Source organism: Crinalium epipsammum PCC 9333, assembly GCF_000317495.1.
GTDB classification, from domain to species: domain Bacteria; phylum Cyanobacteriota; class Cyanobacteriia; order Cyanobacteriales; family PCC-9333; genus Crinalium; species Crinalium epipsammum.
In genome coordinates this window covers 4,777,127-4,802,401 of record NC_019753.1, presented here as the reverse complement: position 1 = coordinate 4,802,401, position 25,275 = coordinate 4,777,127, and the positions used below count along the sequence as shown (strand labels likewise).

At 40.3% G+C, this 25,275-nt stretch carries 22 protein-coding genes; 13 read left to right on the top strand and 9 right to left on the bottom strand.

Features of this window, described 5'->3' with window-relative positions:
* The first annotated feature begins 154 nt into the window (after positions 1-154).
* Positions 155-400, top strand: a complete 246-nt coding sequence (locus CRI9333_RS20860; protein ID WP_015205138.1) for an AbrB/MazE/SpoVT family DNA-binding domain-containing protein — start codon at positions 155-157, stop codon at positions 398-400.
* Entirely contained in the window at positions 397-792 is a 396-nt protein-coding gene (locus CRI9333_RS20855; RefSeq protein ID WP_015205137.1) for a PIN domain-containing protein, read from the top strand. The genes CRI9333_RS20860 and CRI9333_RS20855 overlap by 4 nt, the downstream gene beginning before the upstream one ends.
* 111 nt (positions 793-903) lie before the next feature.
* Here CRI9333_RS20855 and CRI9333_RS20850 read toward each other — a convergent pair whose 3' ends face one another.
* The 3 genes from CRI9333_RS20850 to hetZ all read right to left on the bottom strand — a co-directional run bounded on the left by CRI9333_RS20850 (position 904) and on the right by hetZ (position 5,738).
* The gene (locus tag CRI9333_RS20850; RefSeq protein ID WP_015205136.1) at positions 904-3,285 is read right to left on the bottom strand and encodes a transglutaminase TgpA family protein; all 2,382 of its coding nucleotides are present in this window, start codon (positions 3,283-3,285) and stop codon (positions 904-906) included.
* A 199-nt stretch (positions 3,286-3,484) separates the two neighbouring features.
* Entirely contained in the window at positions 3,485-4,543 is a 1,059-nt protein-coding gene (locus CRI9333_RS20845) for a hypothetical protein (RefSeq protein ID WP_015205135.1), read from the bottom strand.
* A 4-nt stretch (positions 4,544-4,547) separates the two neighbouring features.
* Positions 4,548-5,738: a heterocyst differentiation protein HetZ gene (hetZ, locus tag CRI9333_RS20840; RefSeq protein ID WP_390370115.1), complete on the bottom strand. Its 1,191-nt coding sequence runs from the start codon at positions 5,736-5,738 to the stop codon at positions 4,548-4,550.
* Between the two features lie 266 nt (positions 5,739-6,004).
* On the opposite strand from hetZ, the gene CRI9333_RS20835 reads away from it, so the two are divergent.
* Positions 6,005-6,409, top strand: a complete 405-nt coding sequence (locus CRI9333_RS20835) for a hypothetical protein (protein ID WP_015205133.1) — start codon at positions 6,005-6,007, stop codon at positions 6,407-6,409.
* Between the two features lie 135 nt (positions 6,410-6,544).
* On the opposite strand, the gene CRI9333_RS20830 is transcribed toward CRI9333_RS20835, so the two are convergent.
* Both CRI9333_RS20830 and CRI9333_RS20825 read right to left on the bottom strand, forming a co-directional pair.
* Positions 6,545-6,940: a hypothetical protein gene (locus CRI9333_RS20830; RefSeq protein ID WP_041226146.1), complete on the bottom strand. Its 396-nt coding sequence runs from the start codon at positions 6,938-6,940 to the stop codon at positions 6,545-6,547.
* 401 nt (positions 6,941-7,341) lie between these two features.
* On the bottom strand, positions 7,342-7,626 hold the full coding sequence (locus tag CRI9333_RS20825; RefSeq protein WP_015205131.1) for a DUF427 domain-containing protein: 285 nt from the start codon (positions 7,624-7,626) through the stop codon (positions 7,342-7,344).
* A 131-nt stretch (positions 7,627-7,757) separates the two neighbouring features.
* Here CRI9333_RS20825 and recQ point away from each other — a divergent pair, with 131 nt between their 5' ends.
* From recQ to CRI9333_RS20805, 4 genes are all read left to right on the top strand, one after another.
* Positions 7,758-9,944 (top strand): DNA helicase RecQ, encoded by a 2,187-nt coding sequence (recQ, locus tag CRI9333_RS20820; protein ID WP_015205130.1) that lies wholly within the window; start codon positions 7,758-7,760, stop codon positions 9,942-9,944.
* A 187-nt stretch (positions 9,945-10,131) separates the two neighbouring features.
* Positions 10,132-12,120, top strand: a complete 1,989-nt coding sequence (locus CRI9333_RS20815; protein WP_015205129.1) for an AMP-dependent synthetase/ligase — start codon at positions 10,132-10,134, stop codon at positions 12,118-12,120.
* Positions 12,121-12,328: 208 nt separating this feature from the next.
* Entirely contained in the window at positions 12,329-12,769 is a 441-nt protein-coding gene (locus CRI9333_RS20810) for a YlqD family protein (protein WP_015205128.1), read from the top strand.
* A 161-nt stretch (positions 12,770-12,930) separates the two neighbouring features.
* Positions 12,931-14,247 carry a dihydrolipoamide acetyltransferase family protein gene (locus CRI9333_RS20805; protein WP_015205127.1) on the top strand — a complete coding sequence of 439 codons (1,317 nt, stop codon included), beginning with the start codon at positions 12,931-12,933 and terminating at the stop codon, positions 14,245-14,247.
* An 84-nt stretch (positions 14,248-14,331) separates the two neighbouring features.
* On the opposite strand, the gene CRI9333_RS20800 is transcribed toward CRI9333_RS20805, so the two are convergent.
* A complete protein-coding gene (locus CRI9333_RS20800; RefSeq protein ID WP_041226876.1) occupies positions 14,332-15,474 on the bottom strand; it encodes a WG repeat-containing protein in 1,143 nt (380 codons plus the stop codon).
* Between the two features lie 614 nt (positions 15,475-16,088).
* Between CRI9333_RS20800 and CRI9333_RS20795 the strand changes: the two genes are divergently transcribed.
* Together CRI9333_RS20795 and CRI9333_RS20790 are read left to right on the top strand one after the other, a co-directional pair.
* Complete coding sequence (locus tag CRI9333_RS20795; protein WP_015205124.1) at positions 16,089-16,304, top strand: hypothetical protein; 216 nt, start codon at positions 16,089-16,091, stop codon at positions 16,302-16,304.
* A 418-nt stretch (positions 16,305-16,722) separates the two neighbouring features.
* A complete protein-coding gene (locus CRI9333_RS20790; protein WP_015205123.1) occupies positions 16,723-18,411 on the top strand; it encodes a GspE/PulE family protein in 1,689 nt (562 codons plus the stop codon).
* Positions 18,412-18,606: 195 nt separating this feature from the next.
* On the opposite strand, the gene CRI9333_RS20785 is transcribed toward CRI9333_RS20790, so the two are convergent.
* Entirely contained in the window at positions 18,607-19,212 is a 606-nt protein-coding gene (locus tag CRI9333_RS20785; RefSeq protein WP_015205122.1) for a hypothetical protein, read from the bottom strand.
* Between the two features lie 340 nt (positions 19,213-19,552).
* Between CRI9333_RS20785 and CRI9333_RS20780 the strand changes: the two genes are divergently transcribed.
* Positions 19,553-20,551 (top strand): zinc-dependent alcohol dehydrogenase family protein, encoded by a 999-nt coding sequence (locus tag CRI9333_RS20780; protein WP_015205121.1) that lies wholly within the window; start codon positions 19,553-19,555, stop codon positions 20,549-20,551.
* 115 nt (positions 20,552-20,666) lie between these two features.
* On the opposite strand, the gene ilvN is transcribed toward CRI9333_RS20780, so the two are convergent.
* Complete coding sequence (gene ilvN, locus CRI9333_RS20775; protein ID WP_015205120.1) at positions 20,667-21,185, bottom strand: acetolactate synthase small subunit; 519 nt, start codon at positions 21,183-21,185, stop codon at positions 20,667-20,669.
* A 265-nt stretch (positions 21,186-21,450) separates the two neighbouring features.
* Here ilvN and CRI9333_RS20770 point away from each other — a divergent pair, with 265 nt between their 5' ends.
* Entirely contained in the window at positions 21,451-21,807 is a 357-nt protein-coding gene (locus CRI9333_RS20770; protein ID WP_015205119.1) for a BON domain-containing protein, read from the top strand.
* 215 nt (positions 21,808-22,022) lie between these two features.
* Positions 22,023-23,123 (top strand): ISAs1 family transposase, encoded by a 1,101-nt coding sequence (locus CRI9333_RS20765; RefSeq protein WP_015201778.1) that lies wholly within the window; start codon positions 22,023-22,025, stop codon positions 23,121-23,123.
* Between the two features lie 261 nt (positions 23,124-23,384).
* On the opposite strand, the gene CRI9333_RS20760 is transcribed toward CRI9333_RS20765, so the two are convergent.
* Entirely contained in the window at positions 23,385-24,368 is a 984-nt protein-coding gene (locus tag CRI9333_RS20760) for an alpha/beta fold hydrolase (RefSeq protein WP_015205118.1), read from the bottom strand.
* A gap of 285 nt (positions 24,369-24,653) precedes the next feature.
* Between CRI9333_RS20760 and infC the strand changes: the two genes are divergently transcribed.
* The gene (gene infC, locus CRI9333_RS20755) at positions 24,654-25,187 is read left to right on the top strand and encodes a translation initiation factor IF-3 (protein WP_041226874.1); all 534 of its coding nucleotides are present in this window, start codon (positions 24,654-24,656) and stop codon (positions 25,185-25,187) included.
* The last annotated feature ends 88 nt before the right edge of the window (positions 25,188-25,275 follow it).

The window sequence follows — 25,275 nt, the reverse complement described above, 5'->3', positions numbered from 1 at the left end:
CCTAATACAAAATGAGCCAGGGCAAACGTATCAAATTTTGCCCTCCACACTGCGTGAGGACGGAGTGGGGTTACGCTAAAGTGCGATCGCTCCGACAAACTTGGTTAGAAAAGTATGGATAAAATAGAAATATATTACAAAAAAATAACCAATAATGGCACTAACTAAATTAAGTAATTCTGGACAAGTTGCAATTCCTTCAAAAATTCGGGAATGGCTCAACCTGCAACCAGGTGACTCGATTGATTTTGTAATTGGAGAAGATGGCAAAGTTTATTTACAACCCGCTAAGATTGATGCCAGAGAATTATCTGGAATGCTGTATGAACCAGGTAGAAAAACCGTTTCTCTAGAAGAAATGGATACAGCAATTTCTCAATGTGCAGGAGAGTCAATTTGAAAGGGCTGGATACCAACGTCCTCGTGCGCTTTTTAGTGCGGGACGATGAACAACAGTGGCAAGTTGCATCACAGTACATCAATGATGCGATGCTCGCTAATCAACCTTGCTTAATTAACAATATTGTTTTATGCGAGGTAGTGTGGGTTTTGCGAACAAGTTATAAACTAAGTCGAGAAAAACTGATTGACACACTGGAGAAGATTTTAACGGCTAATATTTTTGTGTTTGAAAATCGATCAGCTATAGAATGGGCAATTGAGCAAATGAAATCTGGTAAAGCAGATTTTTCTGACTACCTAATTACCCGACTCAACCAATTAGCTGGATGTCAGGAAACCGCTTCTTTTGATAATAAACTGGGTCAATTAGAAGGAATTAAACTGTTATAAATCAACAATTAAAAATTATTATTTATTAGTGTAGCTGCACTATGTGCGGGTGTCAGCCTCAAGGAAAACAAAACTCCCCTCCCTGTAGACGAGGAGGGGTTAAGAGTGGGGTTACGCTAAAGTGCGATCGCTCTTTCTACCCTTCCATCTTCTAATTAGCTGATTGTTAACTACAGACGGCTGAATACTTTTAATTAATTCTCGCAAACGTTGCTGCAACCAATCAGTATTTTGTTGTTCACCACCATAACGCCAACTAACATAAGCGTTGGAAATATCATTAATCGCATCAGCAGTTACCGATGGATGATGACTTCTCGATACTTGAGCATATTCTAACGGTGTTTGTGCTGGATGCTTACGAAAACCTTGAGTAGCTAAAGTATTCAACATTTGCTGATAAATACTCTCCATTGCTGGTAACTTATTTAACCAACGACGATAACGCCACGTCTTAAACTGTTCCCAACCTAACCAACCAAGAAATCCCAAAACAATAGAGGTAATTAAAGCTGTAAATAAGCCTACCCAACCTTTAGAGAATAAGGCAAAAAACCAAGCGATCGCACCAACTATCCAACGGGCAATAAACTCAAATGCCCTACTTACAAAACTACTAACAGGTGATGGTAGCCAACCAGCTACCCATTTCCAAAACTGTTGTAAAACACTAAATGTTTGGTCTTCTTCTACTGAAGGTGGAATTAATGGGTGTCCAGGGATAGGATCAAAAGTAAACCAACCAAATCTAGGGAAATAAACCTCCGTCATCGCAAAAGCATCAGTATTGCTGACAACATGAAACCCTGTAAACGGATTAAATTGTCCTTCTCCAAAACCTACCACCAACCGCGCTGGAATTCCAATTGAACGCAACATCACAGTTAGCACAGTTGAGAAGTGGTCAGGATAACCCTCTTTGTATTTAAACAGAAACGCTTCTACTAAGTCTTCGTTATCCTCTAAAAATGGCAACCCGAAAGGATTTTTCGGCAAAGTGTAACGCTGCTTGACATACTGAGTTAGGTAGAGTGCTTTCTCGTAAGGAGAGGTAAGAGGTTTAGGCGATCGCGCTAAAATTTCTTCAGTATGTTTTCGTACCTTACCCGCAATTTTCGGCGGAACTTGGAGATAGTAATTAGTGATTCTTTCAGAGTACTTAGTTGAAGCCTTGCCCAAAGCAGTGCGATCGCGATATGGTACTTGGGAAATCACACTATAAGTAGTACCTTCCGTTAAAGGTACAGGCGATCGCAACCCGTTTTCCTTATCAATTGATATCTCTTCCGTAGGAAAATAAACTTCCGTAGGATTAGCTAAAACCGGAATTAAATTTGGTAATTCAGATACTACCGTATAACTTTGAATCACCTCTTGACTACGATTAAATATTCCTAAAAGTGGTATCATAAATTGATACGACCAGCTAGGGCGCTCAATTTTTTGTACATCTTTACTACGGGAAACTTCCCAACCCTGACCTGTATATTTATCGAATGCTTGCACTCGCCAAAAACCAGGTGATTGAGAGCGAACCCGCATCACTACTTGTTGCTTTAACTCACCCCGCAAATTTTGGTTAATCTTATTCCCAAAGCCGTAGTAGAAAGTTGAATCTAATTCGCCTTTGCCTTCAGTTTTATCTTGGTCATAACCATTACCAGTGCCAACACCTTGACCTCCAGCCTGACCTCTGCCTCTGCGTCCTCTGACATAACCTGGATTAACAATCTCGCTGCCATTTAACTTGCCTTCAACCTGGATAGGCGCACTGACTGGTAACGTCCGCAGTTTGTAGCCTGGAACTCTCGGCATCAAAGCAAAAATACTTAACCCCAGCGCCAAAATAATTAAGAAAAATATGCTTAACCGTCGCCAAGATAAGTTAGCCGCCAAAGCAGGTATTTTTAGAGGTGACTTGCTTTTAGTATCGTTAATAAGTCCTAAGCGGGAACGGTAATCTAGCACTAAAACTGGTAGTGCGATCGCTAAAAATGCTATTAATAAAGGCGCAAAAGTTAAAGTTTCACTAACAGTACCCGCAACCCCTAATAAAATTAACCCAATTACCATCGAATACCCCAAATCTTTACGACGGGGTAAATCGAAGCTATGCAAAACTTGCAGTTGAATCAACAACTGTGCCAGCACTAACCTTGTATCGTTCAGATTACCAATTAAGTTACGAAAAAAATCTGCTGTTGCTAACAGCATTCCAATAGCAAGCAAAAACTTAACTGGGATATTGCGAGACTCCCTGCGATGCCAACTCCAAGTTGCACCAACAATACTTAGAGGTACAGCCCACAAACTCGTCTGCGTTTCCGCCGCCACATCTGTAGCGATAATCCCTACCGCTACCAAAGCTTGTACAAATACACGCAGCCATAGGGAGTTCTCTATCTGGCTAAGGGGCGTTTCTTCCAAATTCTGCCAAAACTGATTAAAAGCGGGTAGATGTCGGCGTTGCCTGGTTCCTGAAGGGTTAGACATATTCTTAGCTTTTAGTGATTAGCAATTAGCTTACGACTCACGCAAAATCTAACTAAAAGTTAGCGTCAAATAACCCTAAAAATGTTGCGTAAGTCTGATAGCTATTGATTTAGTTAGCGATCGCCATCTACAGCCTAATTTAACATTTGCAAGCTGTGTTCAGATCTTAGCTAACCACTAATTGCCAGTTTGCTAAAAGCTAATCACTAATGGCGATTGCAAAAATCAATGTGTGATCTAACTCAGATAAGCGAATTTCCAAAGGATAAGTGTTGTTGGGTTGCAAATCAAATACTTCTATACTCAGATTCCCTGAATAAGTGCGCTGTGCTGTTGCGGATGCCTGATCCGCTTGCAGTGTCAAACTGCCACCTCTGGGTAAACGGCTGTTAACTTTTAGCTGAGAACCCTGCTTATGTAACTTATATTCCACCTGGATAGTGATTTGCCCTTCTTCAGTTTGCCATTGCTTTTCTACTGTTTGATTTGGTGAAACTGATAGCGTTAAAGCATTAAGAATTTCCTTAGCCGCTAATAAAGATAGAGCCACCTGTTGAGTCGTTGTAGCTGTTTCGTAATCGTTAGTAAACAGTTGCTCTGCTTGTGGCGATCGCGTTGGGTATAATAGCACTAACCCAGCTAATTCATTTAGATCTGCCTTAGCTTGTGGAAACAAACTGCCCACAGCTTTTACCATCTGCGCTCCTGGTTTTAGCGGTGATTGTACTGCTACGGTACAAGCTTCGAGCAATTGTGCTAACGCCGTTTCAGGTAGAGAAACAGGCAAATTTAGCCGCTCGATTTGAGGTAGTAGCCAGTGCCGTCGGGGAACTGCGGTATTTGCTACACTGTCATAAGATTCAGTTTCATAGTCATAAACTTGCGTTTCCCAAGGAAATCGCGGCGGGTGACTTTCGATCTCTGTTTGTAAGCGGCGCTTGAGTAGCGCATGGTAACGATTTTGCACGGTTGGTATCTCTCCTTTCAAACCCACCATGAACTTGGCTGTGGACGGGGTGGCTGAGGTAGCATTTTGATCAAACCCATCCGTACTTGCTTGACGACTTGGTGTCGCTTCATCAATGCTCGTGACAATATTCAAGTCATCCATTTCCAAGGGGTCTAAATAATCCATTTCCCAATCCGCGCCAATGGCACCCTTGTCGCTGCCATCTGTCGTATTGGTGGCACTGGGGACAGAATCCTGTTGCAGCCAAGCCATGAAGCGGCTGTATAAGTCTTCTGAGTAGTTATCCATGTCACTATTCATCCTTCGATGCACCTGATCCGGATAATGAACGGTTGCGAATCTCCCAAGCTTGTTCTAGTAGCTTAAACCAGCGTTTTTCTACTTGGTTAACTGTGCAATTTAACGCTCTAGCAATTTCTACATTAGATACACTTTGCTGTTTTAGCTGTAGTAATTTCAACTGCTCGGCGCTAATTTTTGTTTGAAAATTCTGCCATTGTTGCGGAGTTAAACCCAAGTTCTTTTCTAAATCTGCTTCTAACCACTGGTGAACCAGTTCCCAGCGATGGGAAAGCGCAAACCTAATCAAATGATATTTAAAGCGTTGCTGTAAGTAATCTCGCTCGCGAGGGGTTATATTTAATATTTCTTCGATTTCATTGGTAGAAAGATCTTGCAGACGCAAAGCGAAATAGTCAGCACAATCATTTTGCTGGTGTTGTTCCAAATAAGCCATTAATTCTTTAATGACTGTATCCCGCAGACTTGCTTCTAGTGGTTCGGGTTCATTAGCAACCATAATTTCCCTCACCTGCTGCATCGCGCCGTCACTCCAATTAGAATCAGCATCCGCAGATGATCCTTCCGCAGCTTGTTCCATATCTACAGATGTTTCTGGAGGTTGCGAAGAAGAAAAAGTTTGGGCGCGTAGAATAATCAATTGCTGGCTACGATTACCAGGTAGGGGAATGCGACGTTTGCCATAACGCTCGGTGAAAGCCATATATTCTGCCAGATCTAATAAACTCTGGGGACGATAACGGGCATCTAACTGAGCTTCCCGCCGAAAAGCATTTAAGGCTTCAGCATAAAATCCTTGTAAAAAATCTTCAATCAAGCCCAAGCGAGCTTGGTAATTTTGTGGACTACCAAGGGGAGTAATATAGCGGTATATTATAGCACTTAATGTACTATGTAAGTCTACTCGCCCTTGGTGCGACCCCAATTGGTAGTAGTGCAAACACTGCTGGAGGCGATGCCGAGCTAAACTATTTGCCCAGGTGTCTACATCTCCAGAAGCTTGAATGCGCTTACTTTCGTTGCAGATGCGGGCGACTTCGTTGGATATGCGCTCCGCTACTTCGCGACAGTTTTCGGCTGTGGCACGAGTTGCTCGTTGGAGTTCGGTAAATAGCAGTTGAAAGATTTCCTCCACGCGCAGATAGATTTTTCCTATAGTGATAATTGTTACGCTGTCTTTAATTTAACTAGGTTTTCTTCGCTGATAGATAAATTCAGCTAGGAGACAAGCTAGTTAAATTAAACTTATGACTTTTTGATGGTATCTATATCTAAGTTAACTGATTAACCCAATCTCAACATTACCGGAGATTAGTGGATAAAGTAGTTAGAATCTATGTCTACACTGGTACGCATGATTTCAGCAGCCAATAAAAAAATAGCAATAAGTTTAGCTAACTTAATCCTAGGAAGTTGATTTTATTACTGCAACAATAAACAATTGTCAAGATGAATTTAGATAAACAGATACAATACCTGATTAAAAATGCTCCCCAAGATGGCACGCCTGAAGTGATGGCTGCGATCGCACCTATCCTAAAACAGTTAGCGACTCAACTACGACATTTAGAATATTTTATTTCCCAAACACCGGATCAAGGGTGGGTAATGACGACACTCAGCAACCGCGCTCAACCAGATGTTGAGAAAAATGTTGTTTATGCCTTTCCCACACTCACAGATGCTAAAAATTTTCAGGCGATGACACCAAAGCTAATAGCTAGAAAAATTCCGGTTACTCACATTTTATTCCAGCTAGTTGCTATGGAGACAGTTGATAGCTTAGTTTTTTTGAGACATCGGGTAATTTGGCATCTGGTACAGAAGTACGTCGAGCAGATTTACAAAATTTAATTCAAACGCAGTTACAGCAATACCGCACCCCGAAAGTTAGTAAGCTGCCGCCGGATATCGCTTGAACAATTAACAATTAACAATTAACAATTAACAGCCTCCATGAAGATCGTTGATTTCCGCCCAGCTACTTAATTACTTTTCCCTCTTGTTCTCAATTACCTCATCAAGAGACTGACAAAATTTGTTTACTCCTTGTTGGAATACATACAGCAAAACGGGAGTTACTAAAAGTGGATGACAAATTTTTGTGTTGATGAGAGCTTCGACAATAGCGGAAAAATTACCATTTACCATGTCATTTCTAAATTCTTGCTGGCAAATGACGGCACGGCATTTTTTAGCTAAACTATCTAACCACAGTGCATTAGCTGTATCTGGTTGCTGTCCAACTCGAATCGCTATTACCATCGCGGCATCTTCTATATCTCCTTCACAGTCTGCAATTACTTGCAGTGCCTTAAAAGCATCGGGGTAATTTGCTAATTGATCGCGAAACTCAGCTATTTGTTCAGTTGTAAGAATAGTCATACAGTCAATTTTAGCCAGTGGCAAAATGGTACAAGCGAACCTTCGTTGATTACCATTGTGCCAAAGTAGGAAATTATTAGACTTCGACACAAAATGAAAGGTGCTAGGGTGTGTTTTCAAACTTTATTGGCTCCGTTTCTGTCGCTCTCGATCCCCCTAAATCCCCCTTAAGAAGGGGGACTTTGATTGAATTCTCCCCCCTTAAGAAGGAGGACTTTGATTGAATTCTCCCCCCTTTTTAAGGGGGGCAGGGGGGGATCGAAGGGTTTGAAAACACGCCCTAACCCTTAAACACTTGTAGAGACGTACTCTGGTACGCCTCTACATTCGCTCTTAGGGTTGCAGGTTTTGACAATGGTGCAAGATGTGAGTTTAATTGCTTAAGTCCTAATCTTGCTAACTTAAGCTTCGACTTTAACGCCCTTCCAGAAAGCGATATAACCTTCGATGTTTTTAGCTCTGTCTTTAGCTTGGGGATAGTACCAGGCAGCATCTTTATTTACTTGACCATCTACTTCTATGCTGTAATAACTGGCAAGACCTTTCCAAGGACAGCTAGTGTGGGTGTTACTTTCTTGGAAATACTGCTTGTTGATGGCATCAGGTGGGAAATATTGATTGCCTTCAACAACTATACAGCGATCGCTCTCGGCTAAAACAGCACCATTCCAAATTGCTTTCGGCATGAGTTACTTTGTTATAAAACTTTACAGTCCCCTTATGGTAGCAAACTGCTTAGTCCAGACAAACTATTAAAAATCAATCTGTGGCAACATTGTCTGTATCTGTGGTTTGATTCAAATTAACTTCTGTGACTATGCCCCAACTTGCCTCTTTAGAACAGGCACTTAAACACTACTTTGGGTATGATAATTTTCGCCCTGGACAGCGCCAAATTGTAGAAGAAGCTCTGGAAAAGCGCGATTTACTGATTTTAATGCCCACAGGTGGCGGTAAGTCTCTGTGTTTTCAATTACCCGCTCTGCTTAAACCTGGTTTAACTGTGGTGGTGTCGCCACTAATTTCGTTAATGCAAGATCAGGTGGAAGCTTTATTAGATAATGGTATTGGTGCGACATTTTTGAATAGCACTGTAGATTGGGCAGATGTGCGATCGCGTGAAGTTGGTATTCTAAATGGCAAGATTAAAATTCTCTACGTTGCTCCAGAACGTTTATTAACAGATAAATTTACCCTATTTTTAGAACAGGTACAGCGCCAAGTTGGTATTTCTGCTTTTGCTATTGATGAAGCACACTGCGTTTCTCAGTGGGGACATGATTTTCGTCCAGAATATAGACAATTAAAACAGTTACGCCAACGCTATCGGGATGTACCAATATTTGCTTTAACTGCAACTGCTACTAATCGTGTACGTGAAGATATTATTCAACAGTTAGCTTTAAGACAACCAAGTATTCATATTTCTAGTTTTAACCGCCCGAATCTTTATTACGAAGTACAACTTAAACAAAAACAAGCATATCTTCAGTTATTAAAATTAATTCGTCAGTATGAAGGCTCCGGGATTGTTTATTGTCTGAGCCGTCGTCATGTAGATGAAGTTGCTTTTAGGCTACAAAAAGATGGTATATCGGCTTTACCTTATCATGCAGGAATGACTGACGAAGAACGGGCATATAATCAAACCCGTTTTATTCGAGATGATGTGCAAGTCATGGTAGCTACGATTGCTTTTGGGATGGGTATTAATAAACCAGATGTGCGATTTGTGATTCATTATGATTTACCTCGGAATTTAGAAGGTTATTATCAAGAATCTGGACGTGCTGGTAGAGATGGGGAACCTGCGCGTTGTACACTATTATTTGGTACTGGCGACTTAAGAACTATTAATTATTTAATTGAGCAAAAAAGTGATGCTCAAGAGCAGCGAGTTGCGCGTCAACAACTGCAAAAAATGATTGATTATGCAGAAGGTACAGACTGCCGCCGTAAGATTCAATTAAGTTATTTTGGAGAGCGATTTGCAGGCAATTGTGATAATTGTGATAATTGCCGTGATCCTAAACCAGAGGAAGATTGGACTATTGAGGCGATGAAGTTTTTATCTTGTGTTGCTCGTTGTCAAGAACGCTTTGGAATGATTCATATTATTGATGTTTTACGTGGCTCTGCAAGGAAAAAGATTGAGCAATATGGTCATCATTTGTTGTCAACTTATGGTATAGGAAAAGATAAAAGTGTAGAAGAGTGGAAGATGTTAGGGCGATCGCTCTTACATCAAGGTTTAGTTGACGAAACTACTGACGGTTATCGCATTTTAAAACTCAATGCTCATAGCTGGGAAGTGATGAAGCGCCAGAGGGAAGTTTATATTGCTGTTCCTAAAAAACATACAACTGACACAGCTAAGTATAATCCCAAAGCGATTGATGTCGAGATTTTATTTCATAGATTGCGATCGCTCCGCAAACAAGTAGCAGATGAACAGTCAATTGCACCTTATGTTGTCTTTGCTGATTCCAGTCTGAAATTGATGGCGCAGCAACAACCCCAAACCTTAGATGAATTTGCCCAAATTTCCGGCGTAGGCGCACATAAACTTGCTCAGTATGGAGAACGTTTTGTTGATGAAATTAAAACACATCGACAAGAGCAACAACAATCAATAAATACTCAAAAAGCATTAGTTTCAGTACCAGAAGAACAGCCTAAATCTGCAACTTATACTCAGTTAATGACACTAGAATTACATCAGCGAGGGTTGAATATTTTAGAAATTGCCAAACAACGCCAACTCCGCAGTACTACTATAGCTAGTCATCTCGCTGAATTAATGGAACTAAACCTACCCGTAGATGTTAATCAATTAGTTCCCCGTAAGCATCAAGAAGCAATTTTACAAGCTATCAAAGTTGTTGGTGCTGAGTCACTAAAAATAATTTATGAACACTTAGGAGAAAACTATAGTTATGAGGAAATTAAGTTAGTAAGAGCTTGGTGGTTGCATGGCTCTAATTCTCAACAAGCTATTGATTGATCAATTAACAATTAACAATTATCAATTTCCAGCTTGTTTGCTCCCGCCTCTCACCCCTTACTCCTCACTTCTGACTTTTAACCATATATACAGACAGCATTAATTTTGTCACTCACTCTCTACTATTTGAGTACTAGGCAAGGGTAAGGTAGAAAAATAACTTACTTACTCCTGTAGGAGGGTGCAAATGAACAACTTAGTTACGCAATATCCTTACCAAGTGACAGAGCAAGAACGCTCTAACCTGAACCGCTTAGTAGACTATACTTCAGTGCAGTCTTTACCAGAAATTTGGTCACTTGCTGCTCAAAGATTTGGTGAAACCGTTGCCCTCAAAGACCCGCACACCAAGCCAGAAGTAGTAATTACATACAGCCAGTTAAACAAGCTTATACAACAGTTTGCGGCAGGTTTACAAAGCTTAGGTATAAAAGCAGGCGATCGCATTTCCCTATTTGCTGATAATAGCCCACGCTGGTTCATTGCCGACCAAGGCATTATGACGGCGGGTGCAGTTGATGCTGTCCGTAGTGGGCAAGCAGAACAGGAAGAACTGCGGTTTATTATGGCAAATAGTGGCAGTACTGCCTTAGTCGTGGAAGACCTCAAAACATTAAACAAATTACGCGATTACCTTAATGATCTTCCCATCAAGTTAATTGTCCTACTTTCCGATGAAGAACCAGAAGAATTAGCCAACATCAAAATGCTAAATTTCTCTGGACTGGTAGAAGTTGGGTCATCTGTGCAGCTAGAGCCAGTTAAGCAAACAAAAGACACCCTAGCAACCCTTATTTATACCTCTGGCACAACTGGTCAACCCAAGGGCGTTATGCTGTCTCATGGCAACCTTTTGCACCAAGTCACAACTTTAGGAACAGTAATTAAACCTCAACAAGGTTCCAAAGTTCTTAGTATCCTTCCTTCATGGCATAGCTATGAACGCTCTGCTGAGTATTTTTTACTCTCTCAAGGCTGCACACAACTTTATACCAACCTGCGTTACATCAAACAAGACTTAAAAACATTCAAACCAAACTATATGATTGCAGTTCCCAGATTATGGGAATCTATTTATGAAGGAGCGCAAAAGCAGTTCCGCGAACAACCTTCTAATAAACAAAAACTGATTAATACTTTCTTTAGTATTAGTCAACGCTACATCAAAGCACGTCGTCTAGCGCAAGGTTTAGATCTAGAAAATCTCAATCCTTCAGCTACGGAAAAAATTAGTGCTAAAGTCCAAGCATCAGTTCTAGCGCCTGTTCATGCACTGGGAGAACGCTTAGTTTACGGCAAAGTTCGAGAAGCTACTGGCGGAGAAATTATACAGGTAATTAGTGGTGGTGGTTCCCTAGCCAAACACCTAGAAAATTTCTTTGAAATTATTGGAGTTAACATTCTCGTAGGCTACGGCTTAACAGAAACATCACCTGTTACTAATGCCCGTCGCCCTTGGCATAACCTGCGCGGTTCTTCTGGAAAACCAATTCCAGGTACGGAAATAAAAATAGTTAACCCAGAAACCCGCCAACCTCTTCCCACTGGTGAACGTGGTTTGGTATTGATCAAAGGGCCACAGGTAATGCAAGGTTACTATCAAAACCCTGAAGCAACAGCTAAAGCTATTGATTCTGAAGGTTGGTTTGATAGTGGCGACTTAGGTTGGGTGACAAAAGAAAATGATTTGGTGTTGACTGGTCGGGCTAAAGATACAATTGTCTTAACTAATGGCGAAAATATTGAACCGCAACCGATTGAAGATGCTTGTTTGCGGAGTGCCTACGTCGATCAGATTGTGCTAGTGGGGCAAGATCAGAAATCTCTAGGTGCTTTAATTGTCCCAAATTTAGATGCACTACAACAGTGGGCATTTTCTCAAAACTTACAATTGCGCCTACCCGCAGATGTTCCTAATTTACCTAAACTGGAAGCATCCCAGAGTCAATTAAAAGAAATTGACCTTGATAGCAAACAAATTCAAGATTTATTCCGTCAAGAATTAAACCGAGAGGTACAAAACCGCCCTGGATATCGCTCTGATGACCGAATTGCAGTTTTCAAGTTAATTCTAGAACCGTTCTCAATTGAGAATGGGATGATGACCCAAACTTTGAAAATCCGCCGTCCGGTTGTGATGGAACGCTATCACGATATGATCAACGGGATGTTTTAACAGCAGTGATTAGTGATTAGTGATTAGTTTGTTGCTAATGACTAATCATTAACAACTAAATTAAAGCTAAAGGCAGTCAGCACAAAGCCGTCAGCGATCTTAAAAAGCCACGTCACTTGCGAGGCATTTCATAGAAAGCTGATCCAAAGGTATGCTGATTTGCGACTAGCTTTGTACAAAAAAAGCAAATTTTCTCCACCAAATATTTATGGATTCAAATTTCACCCTCAAGCGTCCTGTTACGATCAAAGCCGTTGTTACTCCTCGTTGGAAAGAGGAAGCGCAACAACAACTGCAAGCACAAATTAATGAACTTGACGGTCAGTTGCAGCAGTTAGAAACTCAAGGACAACGGGCGATCGCAGAAATTCAAAAGCAAAGTATTCAACCGCCTGGACCACAAGTTGTCCAACAAATTGAGAATATTCAAATGCAGGTCAATCAAAGAAAAAGTGAACTGCTAGATCAAAAAAATCAAATTCTCCAACAATTGCAGCAAGTGCAGTTCCTAGAAATGAACCAGGAGGTTAACCAAGGTCAAATAGATGGGCTTTTCAGCCTTAAAAAGGGAGACAATTTAATTAACAAGTTGCAAGTAGAAATTCTCCTACGTGATGGAATCGTTGAAGAAATTCGTGGCGATTTATAAAAGCTATTAGCGAGCTTGCTATCAGCAATCAGCTACTTACCATGCTGAAAGCTGATAGCTATCTAGTAACGATGTTAATGCTGACCAATCCAAGGTACAATGCTGGTTTGACCTGAATGTTGTCAATGTTGTCCTAGACTATTGATTCGGAAGACCACCCCATGATCCATGAAGTTTTCATGCCCGCGCTGAGTTCCACCATGACTGAAGGTAAAATTGTCTCCTGGCTCAAGTCCCCAGGCGACAAAGTGGAAAAAGGCGAAACCGTTGTGGTGGTCGAGTCGGACAAGGCGGATATGGATGTTGAGTCCTTTTATGAGGGCTATATAGCTACAATCGTTGTAGCTGCTGGTGAAGCTGCTCCTGTGGGTGCTGCGATCGCACTCGTTGCAGAAACGGAAGCAGAAATAGAAACCGCCAAGCAACAAGCCTCTCAAAACAATTCTTCCGCGAGTGCTGCTACCCCACAAGCCGAAGCACAACCAGCAGTAGCGGTAGTTGAGGCTGCCCCAGCAGCTACTCAAGCAAATGGCAATGGTAGTCGCCAAAATGGACGCACCGTTGTTTCTCCTCGCGCCAAGAAATTAGCTAAAGAACTCAAAGTTGATCTCAACACCTTGCAAGGTAGTGGTCCTCACGGGCGCATTGTTGCAGAAGATGTCCAAGCTGCTGCTAACCCAGGTAAACAAACCGCAGGTACAACTGCAACACCTGGAATGGTTCCTGTCACCCCACCTGTAGCACCTGCACCAGTTACACCCACAGCTAAACCCGCACCAGCACCAGTAGCACCTGCGGCTACTGGTGGTCAAGTAGTAGCATTAAACACACTACAAAACGCCGTAGTGCGGAACATGGTTGCCAGCTTGCAAGTTCCTACTTACCGCGTTGGTTACACTATCACCACAGATAATCTAGATAAGCTTTACAAGCAAGTTAAATCTAAGGGTGTCACCATGACAGCACTGCTGGCTAAAGCTGTAGCAGTGACTTTACAAAAACATCCCTTAGTAAATGCCAGCTATACAGAGCAAGGTATCCAGTATCACGGTGCTATTAATATTGCCGTAGCAGTAGCAATGGATGATGGTGGGCTAATTACCCCTGTACTGCAAAATGCGGATCAAATGGATATCTACTCCTTATCTCGCGCTTGGAAAGATTTAGTAGATCGTTCCCGCAGCAAGCAGTTACAGCCACAAGAGTATAATTCTGGTACTTTTACATTATCCAATCTAGGAATGTTTGGCGTTGACCGTTTTGATGCCATTCTCCCACCAGGACAAGGTTCCATTCTGGCTATTGGTGCGGCACGTCCTCAAGTCGTAGCAACAGAAGATGGGTTGATGGGAGTACGCCGACAAATGCAGGTAAATATTACTTGCGATCACCGCATTATTTATGGCGCTCATGCGGCTGCATTCTTAAAAGATTTGGCGAAGTTGATTGAAACAAATGCTCAATCTTTGACGATGTAAAAAGTATAAATAGAGATTAATTAAAAGGAACTTAGATATTTAAATATTTAAGTTCCTTTTTTAAACCAAATATCAGCAGTAATTTTAGGGATTTTTATTGAAATTTGCACGAATTACATATTTTCCTGCTCGATTAATATAGCCCCATTCACTATTAACCACAACAGCAGCTAATCCTTCTGAAAAAGGTTCAGCCCATTCAAATTTTGCAGGAATAACTAATTTTCCTGTTAGATCAATGTAACCAATTTTGCCATCTATCTCAATACCAGCCATTCCCTCAACAAAGTTTGAAGCCCTGGTAAATTCAGTGGAAATAACTACCGAACCATTTTTATTAATATAAGCGCGTTTACCATCAATTCTTACTGATGCCAAACCTTGTGAAAAGCTAAAGGCTGCTGGTTCTTGATAGTATGAATTTTCTTTCATCTCAGCTTGTTCAAACTGTAGAGGTATAGCTACATTTCCGAGTTTGTCAATATAACCATACTTGTTTTTAATTTTGACTACCGCCAGTCCTTCCGAAAAATGAGCGACTTCATCAAATTGTGGTTTAATAACTATCTTGCCAGTTTTGTCTATAAAACCAAGTTTGCCCTTAACTTCAACAGCAGCTAAACCTTCGGAAAAACTAGCAGCACCATTAAACTGTGGCTGAATGGCTACTTTACCTGTTTTGTCAATGTAGCCCGTCTTACCGTTAATCTCCACAACAGCTAGATTTTCGGAAAACATTTTAGCATATTCAAATTGTGGCTTAATTACTACTTTTCCTAATTTGTTAACATATCCATATCTCGCACGAATTCCTATTCGCCCTAAACCTTCAGAAAAACTTTCAGCTTCATCAAATTCTGGCTTAATAACTACAGTTCCAGTTTGATTGATATATCCAAATTTATTACCAATTCCTACAGGTGCTAAACCACTAGAGAACTTCCCAGCGCCATTAAATTGTGGTTTTATGATTATCTTGCCTTTTTGATTAAGATAACCAAACTTATATTTACTACCATCGCTAAAGCCGATAACTGCCAGTCCCTGGTAAAATCTTCCAGCTAAAGCAACCTGCATTTCCTGCATTTGTTTATTATTATTGGCTGTTAAAAATAATCTATTTTTATACTCAGGTTGAAATTTATCCACATCAGATATTGGCTTTGCTCCAGACAATATAATTAAAGCTAAACCAAAAAATGCTATTTTACTTACTGTTACAATCATGGTTAATTCCCGCCATTCCATATTTTAACAAAAAATCACAAATATTAAATATAGAAATATAAACGCAAATATTTAAATATCTGTGTTCGACTCCGCCTTCTGCCTTCTTTGAACAGTTTCCGCCTTGCATCAGCCAACAGCCCCTCATACTAGGGCTTTACACCTTAAATTTAACTATTGGCATAACACTGACTTTCAGGAGGAAACGAAATTAGTATCTAATCTCACATTCAATACTATACCAAAAGTTTTATGACTCCAGGTTTACTATATCTTACTAAAAATATATCCCTCACTCTAAATAAATACTTATTTTAAAATTAAGTAGGTAGACCTAATTAAACGCAAGATTGGCGTAGCCGGAAAAAGCTCTCAAAGCCTTACTATAAGCCTATCTTCGGCTACGCCAATCTTAAATCTATTATACGTTTATTTTCGCCCACCTACTTAACCCTTCAGCTACTACTATTTTTTTGAGCAACCATATCTACCTTAAAGACCTGACTAAATAAGCCTTAAGGATGGGGATAGATAGTTAGTTAAAAAATAATATGAAGTTATATAACAAATGCTTTGATTCTTTTTTAAACAATAACAAAAGGTTACAGAACACCATGATTACTCCAAAAGATCTTGAACAAATCACCAGTTATTTAGTTAAGAGTTTATCTGGATATGAAGTTATTCCTGCTAACTGGGGATGGCATATTCATCAAGGCGATACATACTGTGGGAAGCTGGAATATCAAAGAGCAAAAGGATGGCAAGGTAAAGCTTTAAGTTATCTTCCTAGTGAGATCCGTAAACAACTGCATAATTTAGCAAAATAACTCTACTTTTAAAAATATACTTTTGGCACGCATTCATTAGTTTTAATCCTCCACAATCCTCCCCGAATATTTGGGGAGGAATTGTAATTTATTGAGGGATTTTGTTGATATAACAATCAGTAATTAAGACATTCCTAACTCTGTTAAAAATTGTAGAGAGCGAATTACCAATAATTTAGCCTGACAAGTTGAGAACACAAGAGCATTCATATATATATGTAGATATTTTTACCCTAAATGAAGGGTTAACTTAATTTAAACTTGTCAAATGTAATATCATGTAATGCTTGCTGAGTAATTGTTGCAGCCATCAACCGCAAAGTAAGGAGAATCTATAACAGTGGCGATCGCATGAACTCTACTACCCTACGCTAAGGTAGATCTAAGTCAGGTATGGATTTTTAACTAAAAATTTTTTATGCAAACTCCCTCACAGAATATTACCTCTGCTTGGCGGAAGTTAAGAAATCATGAGATTACTTGCGAACAAGCCTTAAAAACTTTGGTAGACGAGCAGGGTAATGTAGCCTTAAAACTACTTGACAGGGAAGTTACTTACCGCTTTTTTAAGCACTTTCCAGACAAAAATATTTTACCACCGTTGATTCCTCTACTGCTTTGGCGTGGCTCCTACTATCTTGGAAGCCCTACTGCGGTTGAATTAGAGTTGATTAGGGAACTGAGCGATCGCACCTTAACTGAGATCAAAATTATTCCCGTTAGTAAAAAAAGTTATAGTACCTGGCAAAACATCCAAAAAATTGATTCCAAACTGCAAAGCAGTTCTCAATCAATCAATTCTATCAGCCGTGAGCAAGAACAAGAAGATATCAGCGAAGTTACAGAAGTATTCCTTTCTCAATCTGTTGATCAAATTGCTCGCATTAAAACCCTAATTGCAGCAGCATTGCGTAACCGTGCTTCAGATGTCCACTTAGAGCCAATGACAGAAGGATTAAGAGTCCGCTATCGCATAGATGGTGTATTACGTGATATTACCAAACTTCCTCTAGAAATTAGCCGTAAGGTGATTGTTGCCCTGAAAGTTATGTCTGAAATGGACATTGCTGAAAGTAGGCGACCACAAGATGGACGTATTAGCGAGAAATATAATAGCCCTGAAGAGGCGGAACAGGGTATGGATTTGCGGGTAAGTACCCTTCCCTGTGTTGGTGGCGAAAAAGTAGTAATTCGCTTATTGCCTCGCCAAAACCCGTTTACTGATATGAATAAATTGGGATTTGCTCCCGAAGCAATGCAAACTTACAGTGGTTGGTTACAGCAACCGCAAGGAATGATTATTATTACAGGACCTACGGGTTCTGGTAAAACCAGTACGCTGTATACCAGTTTGCAAGAAGTAGCAACAGAAGAAGTAAATGTCGTTACAGTAGAAGACCCCGTAGAGTATGTATTGCCACGCATTACCCAAACTCAGGTAAATGAAGCAGCAGGAATGACCTTTGCTGCTGGGTTACGCTCGATTCTGCGCCAAGACCCAGACATCATTATGTTAGGGGAAATTCGCGACAAAGAAACAGCAGAAACAGCAGTACGCGCGGCATTGACAGGACACTTAGTTTTAACTACTCTACACACTAACGATGCTCCAGGCGCTATTCCTAGATTAAAAGATATTGGCCCTGATCCAAGTTTAATTAGTGATGCTTTGTTGGGAATTGTTGCTCAACGTTTAGTACGCCGAGTTTGTCTTCATTGTGCAGAACCTTACAAACCTACTGAAGCAGATTTAAGAGTATTAGGATTAGATCCCAAATATGCTAATCGAGATACCTGGAAACGTGGCAAAGGTTGTCCTAAATGTTTTAATTCTGGCTATTGGGGACGAGAGGCAATTGTTGAGTTGCTGAATGTCGATGAGACAGTGCGAGAGATTATTTATGATGGAAGTATGACTCAGTTAAATAGATATCTTAAGGAAATCAATTTTGTTTCTTTCCGCATATCAGCTATTGAAAAAATTACGACAGGAGCAACTACAATTGAGGAAGTATTGCGAGTTTTACCACTTAGTACATTTTCCCGTAATCGTAAGCTTAGTCCATCCCCTACAATAGAACAATTTAGTTCAACTATTAAAAACTAAAATGAATCAATAGCTGTGCATTGAAAGTCTTTCGATGCACAGCTACTTTGTCAGATAGGTAATTAGAGTTTTATGGGATAAATGGGCTTTTGTATTTTGTTTTAGCGGAAGAGGGAAAATGGCATAAGCGCAGCCAGTCGCAGACATCGCACTCATTTAGTGACACAGCAATTTTCCCCATTAGTTACCTAATTCCTACCGTCTGGTAATCTCTAGAGAAGCCGAAGTTGAAGAGTTAAGACCGCCATATCCAGTTAAACCAGCAACTATGTTTGTACCATCCACAGTTACGCTACCCGACACATTTGCTTGTCTATCAGAACCAATTGATCTATATTTAGATGAGTAACCAGCCCCTTGATAATGATAGCGGGTGTTACCACGAGAAATATCACCTGTACCAGTCCAATTAATATTTACATCCGTATTTTTTGTAGTGCCTGTAAAAGGATCGGTAATGGTAAATGTACCAGTTAAATTGGCTGAATCAAGTTGTTTGTTTAATGTGGATGTAAAATCATTAGATGAGCCGTAACCCTCGGAATAAACACCTGTGCAGAAGTTCTGTTTCCAATAATAGAGATATGCTTGTTTTTGAGGAGTTGGCGCACCAGAAACTTTAGTAACGCTGTCAGCAGCAGAAACATATACACCAGTAGTATTACACCTATCAGATTGCTCAAAGTTGGCATAAGCACTTTCTCCCTTAACTTGGTATTTATAAGTAGTTGCAGCCATTGCAGGTAAGCTCATACTTAATACAACTAAAGCAGTTCCTAAGCCTAACATTAATTTTTTCATTGTTTTTATCTCCGTGTTTTCTCTTAAGTAATTACACAAGTAGAGAAGACTGCTTTTCGTAAAAAGTTCTGATTCTTTTATGTAATTTCCCTAAGTGATTATTTTGTAATCATTTCGGAAACAAGGAATATGTAGGTGTAGTATTGAGGTATAGCGATCGCACTTTACCTACCCCACAAGCAGAAATCAACATATAGATCTAAGTTTTTGATCAAGTTGATTTAGTATTCAGAGGTAATCCGCTTGGGCTGTCGAGTGCGATCGCGGCTTCTTCATATACCTGCTGCATTACTAAAAATTTACATAAAATTAAGTGTTATAGCTATAAATAACCACAAAAATGAAAGCAGTATTAATGACAGCACCAGGAAACCCCGAAGTGCTGCAACTTCAGGAAGTACCCGACCCCAAGATTGAAAAAGATACAGAAATCCTTGTGCGTCTCCGCGCCGCGGGAATCAACCCCATTGATACCAAACTCCGCAAACGTGGTACATTTTACCCCAATCAAATGCCAGCTATCTTAGGTTGTGATGGTGCTGGAATTATAGAAGCAGTTGGTGCAAACGTCCAAAAATTTCAAGTTGGCGATGAAGTTTATTTCTGTCAAGGTGGACTAGGTGCAAAAACAGGTAACTATGCAGAATTAGTAGTAGTAGATGAGCGATTTGTAGCACGTAAACCTGCCTCAATCTCATTTGCAGAAGCAGCCGCCGCACCTTTAGTTTTAATTACCGCTTGGGAAGCATTATACGATCGCGGACGCTTAGAAGCAGGACGTAAAGTGCTGATTCATGCTGGTGCTGGTGGTGTTGGTCATGTGGCAATTCAACTTGCTAAACTGCAAGGTGCAGATGTTTGTACTACCGTTGGATCAGAAGAAAAAGCTGAATTTGTACGCAACTTAGGTGCAGATTATCCCATCCTTTACAAGCAAACTGATTTTGTCCAAGCTACTCTAGACTCGACTAAAGGAGAAGGAGTTGATCTTGCTTTTGATACAGTAGGCGGTGACATCTTTACCCAGACATTCCCAGCAGTAATGGTATATGGTGATATTGTGACAATTTTAGAGCCAGATTCCTCTACTAATTGGAAAGTTGCCAGAAACCGTAATCTACGAATTAGTTTAGAACTAATGCTGACACCGATGGCAGAAGGAATGGTATCAGCGCAGCAAGATCAAGCCAAAATATTAGAACAATGCGCTGGTTTAATTGATGAAGGTAAACTGAAAATTCACCTGAGTAAAACTTTTCCCTTAGAAGCCGCAGCCGAAGCTCATAAATTACTAGAAGTTGGTTCAACTACAGGCAAAATAGCCTTAATTATTGACTAATTTTTTTGTGCGATCGCATAACATAAATGTAGAGACGTGAAATTTCGCGTCTCTACATCCCCTATATGTAGCGTGACCATCTTGGTTACTGGCTTTGATGCGTAAGTCCTAACTACTAAACTTTTGCTTCTAAAGACTTAAGGAATTCCGTATTGACTCCAGATTCACGAGTCAAAGCAACTTTACCAGTACGAGCAATTTCACGAATTCCAAACTTATTCAAAACTTGGACAATCGCCACAATTTTCCCAGGATCACCCACAACTTCTAATGTTAGTGAGTCTTCTGCTACATCTACCACACGAGCGCGAAAAATTTGAGAAAGTTCCACAACTTCTGAGCGATTGGAAGCAGTTGCATTTACCTTAAGCAACATCAACTCCCGCTCAACGCAAGGTATGGTGGTAATATCTTGTACCTTCAGCACATTGATCAGCTTGTAAAGCTGCTTAGTTAGCTGCTCAATTACCCGATCATCTCCAGTCACCACCATTGTAATGCGGGAGATGCCGACTTGTTCGGCGGGACCAACAGCCAAACTTTCAATATTAAAGCCACGACGAGCAAATAATCCGGCAATGCGAGTGAGAACACCCGCTTCATCTTCGACCAAAACCGAAAGAGTGTGTTTCATTACTTAAAACAAAAGCAATCATCTGCGATACTAATACGCTCAACACGCAATGGTGTTAGTTTTTTATTCTATCGTGACCACGAGCAATCAGAACTTACCTATTTTCAAGGTGGAATTAGCAACTGAAGTTAAGCCACTTGACCGTTGAGGTATACCTAAAGACTTAGGTGCTGCAAAAGCTTAAATCTTTTGATTAGCAGATGTTCTCAATTCTGCTGGCAAAGCATAATAGGTAGGATTAAACTTTTTTGGAGTAAAAAAAATTATGGGTTGGCTACAAAGACTGTTTGGAATGGGTAAGCCTCAGAATGCTCAAGTCAATGCGACACCCTCAGCTTCCTATCAAGCGCCTGCGGGAGCAGACAGCAATCAGGTTTCCCCAGAAAGAGTGGGATTAAATGGAGAATACGATCAAAGCGGTCTTGCAAAGCGCGTAGCTCTAGCTTTCGATCAAGATCAAAATTTGGGCGATATTGATACACTTTGGGTGGCTCAGACTGGCAGCACAGTTGTTTTAAAAGGAAAAGCCCCTGATCAGCAAATTCTTAACCAGATGGTTTCGATCGCCCAAAGTGTAGATGGCGCAACTGACGTTGATACCAATCAAGTTGAGATCGGCTAGGCAGTTTTCCCCCTGTATGGGTACTAAAGTTGCCACATAATCTTGAGTTAAGCACCTACACTATTAGGACTTACGCACCGCAAGCCTGAAACCTAGATCCCCCCTACCCCCCTTAATAAGGCAGGGCTGTTTCATTTTCCAAGGCAAATTCTTAAAGAAAGAGCGATCGCTACCTGATAAAATCACAGTGATCGCTCTTTTTTTTTAATAAAATCATGCTTGTTAGTCTAATAGAACACTTGAAGAAAGTCAAGGATTTTCGTAAAAGTCAAGGAAAAAGACATCCCTTATGGATAGTATTATTAGTAGTAGTTTTAGGGATGATGTCAGGGTATCAGGGCTATAGAGAAATTGGGCATTTTGTAAAATATGAGCAAAGGAATCTGATTAATAACTTGGAAATATTTACGGAAAGATTACCATCTTGTGCAACTATAAGAAGGGTAATGATGGGCATGGACTGGCAAAATCTCAGCGAAGTTTTTAATCAGTGGGCTAAAGAAAACTATCCGCAAATAGATGAAACAGACTGGTTGGCAATTGATGGAAAAAGTTTGAGAAGCACAGTAACAAACTATGCAGATAAATCGCAAAATTTTGGGGTAATAGTTTCTGTATTTAGTCAACTAACAGGATTAGTGATAGCCCTGAGTAAAATCGAGAATAAAAGTAAGTCAGAAATTGCCGAAGTTCAAGATATAGTAAGGAATTGCGGTTTTAAAGGAAAAGTAATAAGCGCCGATGCGCTGCATTGTAATCAAACTACAACTAGAGCAATTATCAAAAGTCAAAATAATTATTTAATTGCTTTAAAGAAAAACCAAAATAAATTGTATGAGCAAGTAAAAACTTTAACAAATATGATTGAGCCATCCAGCCGATGTATCACTAAAGAACAAAGTCATGGACGACAAGTAACTCGAGAAGTAACAGTTTTTAATAATATTATTAAATTGAAAAACTGGTCACATATTCAAAGCTTGATTAAAGTAGAACGCTGGGGATGGAGAGGAAGCTCACCATATCAAGAAACAGTTTATTACATCAGTAGCATGAGCGCAGATGCGGAAACGTTTAACCAAAGAATTAGAGGGCATTGGCGAATAGAAAATCAAGTTCACTGGGTCAAAGACGTAATTTTAAATGAAGATAAAATGAAAATTCATCAAATTCAAGCAGCTACTAATTTTTCCATTTTAAAAACAATAGTTTTGAATCTTTTTCGCGGCTTGGGTTTCATCTCTATAACCGAGGGAAAAAGGTGGTTAGGTAATCACTGGAACAAACTGCTCATTATGACGGAAGAATTGACTTAAAATTTGAAAATTATCAGCAGTAGTTTTCGTTAAAAAAATAACTTAAGAGGAGCTTCAAGCCTGATGGGATAAAGCATCGGAAAATTTATGCTGTGTATAGAGTTAATCTATCAAGGAATAATTAATTAAAGTTATATTAAACATTAGTGCTAAATTTTAATTTGATAAATAAAAAAGATTTAGAGTCAATGTTGGAAATATAATTCTGGAAAATGAAACAGCCCTGCCTTAATAAGGGGGGGAATTTGCAAGTCCCCCTTTTTAAGGGGGATTTAGGGGGATCTCTTCGTAAGCCCTGACTATATTGCTTTTAGCAAGTAGTGTAGGCTTGCTAGATTCCATATACTTAACATCAAGCCAGTCGAGTAGAATTTGATTAACTTGCTCTGGGCATTCATCATGTACACAGTGACCAGCATTATCTACATTCACCAGTTGCAGGTTGGCGTTAAGCTCTACAAAACGACGCGATAAACTCTGTGGAATCATCCGGTCTTGATTTCCCCAAATCAACAGCAGAGGAATTTCTAAGTTGGGGAGTAAGGTCTTAACGCTTGGCGCAAAGTCTGAGCCAATCATTGCCTTGAGGATTGCACCAAATGCCGCCGCCGCACCTCTGTCTTGGGCGGGTCCTGTAAGAATGTCTACGAGTTCGTCGCTAATTGCTGCTGGGTTAGAATAGGCGATCGCAGCCCATTTTCGCACAACTCCAGGGCGGCGTACCAAGTAAAACACATTTTTGAGCAGCAGTGGTGAAGCAAACAAACCTTCTATTGCAGCTACAGCAGGTCGCATAAACTTAGGAATAGCTTCTTCTCTAGCTGACATATCTGGCAAGCCAATCATCACAACACTTTTCACCATTTCTGGATGCGCTGCTGCTGCTGCCAAACATACCAAAGAGCCAATAGAATTCCCTATTAATACTATTGGTTGCTGAATAAACGTCCGCCAAAAGTCGTATACTTGCTCTACCCAAAGGTCAATTTTATAGTTTACCTGCGCTTTGCGAGATGCACCAAATCCCAACATATCCAGCGCATAAACATTGTGATTTTGGCTTAGTGACACCATATTTTGTCGCCAGTGTCCAATTGATGCGCCAAATCCATGTAACAGCAGCACTGGTGTGGTTTTAGCATTTAACTGGGATGCACGGATATATGTATAGCGAGTTTGCCAACCACGCCAAACCCAATCCCGTTGACTTCCCACCTGCTCGTGCCAAGGTTTAATTTTTGTCACAGCCACCTTAGACAATTAACAATTATGGTGCTTGGGTTCGTCTTCCCAGGATGTATATCATCACTGTTGACGCTTTTTAGTTCCCCTACTACCTAGTATAGGTATGCAGGAGTGTTTACTGTGCGATCGCATTGAGCTAGAATAAGACTAGCTGAATTGTGCCAAATTATTATTTTTAGCAATGTTTTGTTAGCTTACTAACAAACCCATACAAAAAATGGCTCATAATCAGTAGAATGGCAAGTATAAGTAATATAAGCCTGGTTTTGTTTTACATAATTGTTAATACCTGTGATTGAAAAAAGACGCACTCGCGATCTACCCCAAATCAACGAAAGAATTCGGTTTCCCACAATTCGTGTCATAGATACGGCGGGTGAACAGCTAGGTATCCTAACGCCTCAAGAAGCTCTGCGCCTAGCTGAAGAAAAGGACTTGGATTTAGTCTTGGTAAGTGACAAGGCTGATCCCCCTGTATGCCGGATTATGGACTATGGCAAATATAAGTTTGAGCTAGAGAAAAAAGCTCGCGAAGCCAAGAAAAAGCAGCACACGGCTGATGTCAAAGAAGTCAAGATGCGCTACAAGATTGAAGAGCATGACTATCAAGTGCGTGTGAATCAAGCAGAGCGTTTTCTCAAAGCTGGAGATAAAGTCAAAGCTACTATTACCTTCCGAGGTCGGGAAATTCAGCATAGTGACTTAGCGGAAGAATTGCTAAAGCGCATGGCGACAGATTTGCAAGAAATGGCTGAAGTTCAGCAAGCGCCTAAAAAAGAAGGTCGCAATATGATGATGCTGCTGTCTCCTAAAAAATAGCTTAGTGGTGAGCAGGGATGAGCATTGTCCCGATAGACGACAAAATATTAATTAAGAATCAAAGGCAAAGATAAACATTTTTGCCTTT

Coding starts and splice junctions, on each gene's coding strand:
- CRI9333_RS20825 (WP_015205131.1), bottom strand. CDS start 7,626: ATGCCGAAAGCAATTTGGAATGGTGCTGTTTTAGCCGAGAGCGATCGC.
- CRI9333_RS20815 (WP_015205129.1), top strand. CDS start 10,132: ATGAACAACTTAGTTACGCAATATCCTTACCAAGTGACAGAGCAAGAA.
- CRI9333_RS20765 (WP_015201778.1), top strand. CDS start 22,023: ATGCTTGTTAGTCTAATAGAACACTTGAAGAAAGTCAAGGATTTTCGT.
- CRI9333_RS20800 (WP_041226876.1), bottom strand. CDS start 15,474: ATGATTGTAACAGTAAGTAAAATAGCATTTTTTGGTTTAGCTTTAATT.
- CRI9333_RS20785 (WP_015205122.1), bottom strand. CDS start 19,212: ATGAAAAAATTAATGTTAGGCTTAGGAACTGCTTTAGTTGTATTAAGT.
- CRI9333_RS20850 (WP_015205136.1), bottom strand. CDS start 3,285: ATGTCTAACCCTTCAGGAACCAGGCAACGCCGACATCTACCCGCTTTT.
- CRI9333_RS20860 (WP_015205138.1), top strand. CDS start 155: ATGGCACTAACTAAATTAAGTAATTCTGGACAAGTTGCAATTCCTTCA.
- CRI9333_RS20770 (WP_015205119.1), top strand. CDS start 21,451: ATGGGTTGGCTACAAAGACTGTTTGGAATGGGTAAGCCTCAGAATGCT.
- CRI9333_RS20795 (WP_015205124.1), top strand. CDS start 16,089: ATGATTACTCCAAAAGATCTTGAACAAATCACCAGTTATTTAGTTAAG.
- CRI9333_RS20780 (WP_015205121.1), top strand. CDS start 19,553: ATGAAAGCAGTATTAATGACAGCACCAGGAAACCCCGAAGTGCTGCAA.
- ilvN (WP_015205120.1), bottom strand. CDS start 21,185: ATGAAACACACTCTTTCGGTTTTGGTCGAAGATGAAGCGGGTGTTCTC.
- CRI9333_RS20845 (WP_015205135.1), bottom strand. CDS start 4,543: ATGGATAACTACTCAGAAGACTTATACAGCCGCTTCATGGCTTGGCTG.
- CRI9333_RS20810 (WP_015205128.1), top strand. CDS start 12,329: ATGGATTCAAATTTCACCCTCAAGCGTCCTGTTACGATCAAAGCCGTT.
- CRI9333_RS20790 (WP_015205123.1), top strand. CDS start 16,723: ATGCAAACTCCCTCACAGAATATTACCTCTGCTTGGCGGAAGTTAAGA.
- CRI9333_RS20835 (WP_015205133.1), top strand. CDS start 6,005: ATGAATTTAGATAAACAGATACAATACCTGATTAAAAATGCTCCCCAA.
- CRI9333_RS20830 (WP_041226146.1), bottom strand. CDS start 6,940: ATGACTATTCTTACAACTGAACAAATAGCTGAGTTTCGCGATCAATTA.
- CRI9333_RS20805 (WP_015205127.1), top strand. CDS start 12,931: ATGATCCATGAAGTTTTCATGCCCGCGCTGAGTTCCACCATGACTGAA.
- recQ (WP_015205130.1), top strand. CDS start 7,758: ATGCCCCAACTTGCCTCTTTAGAACAGGCACTTAAACACTACTTTGGG.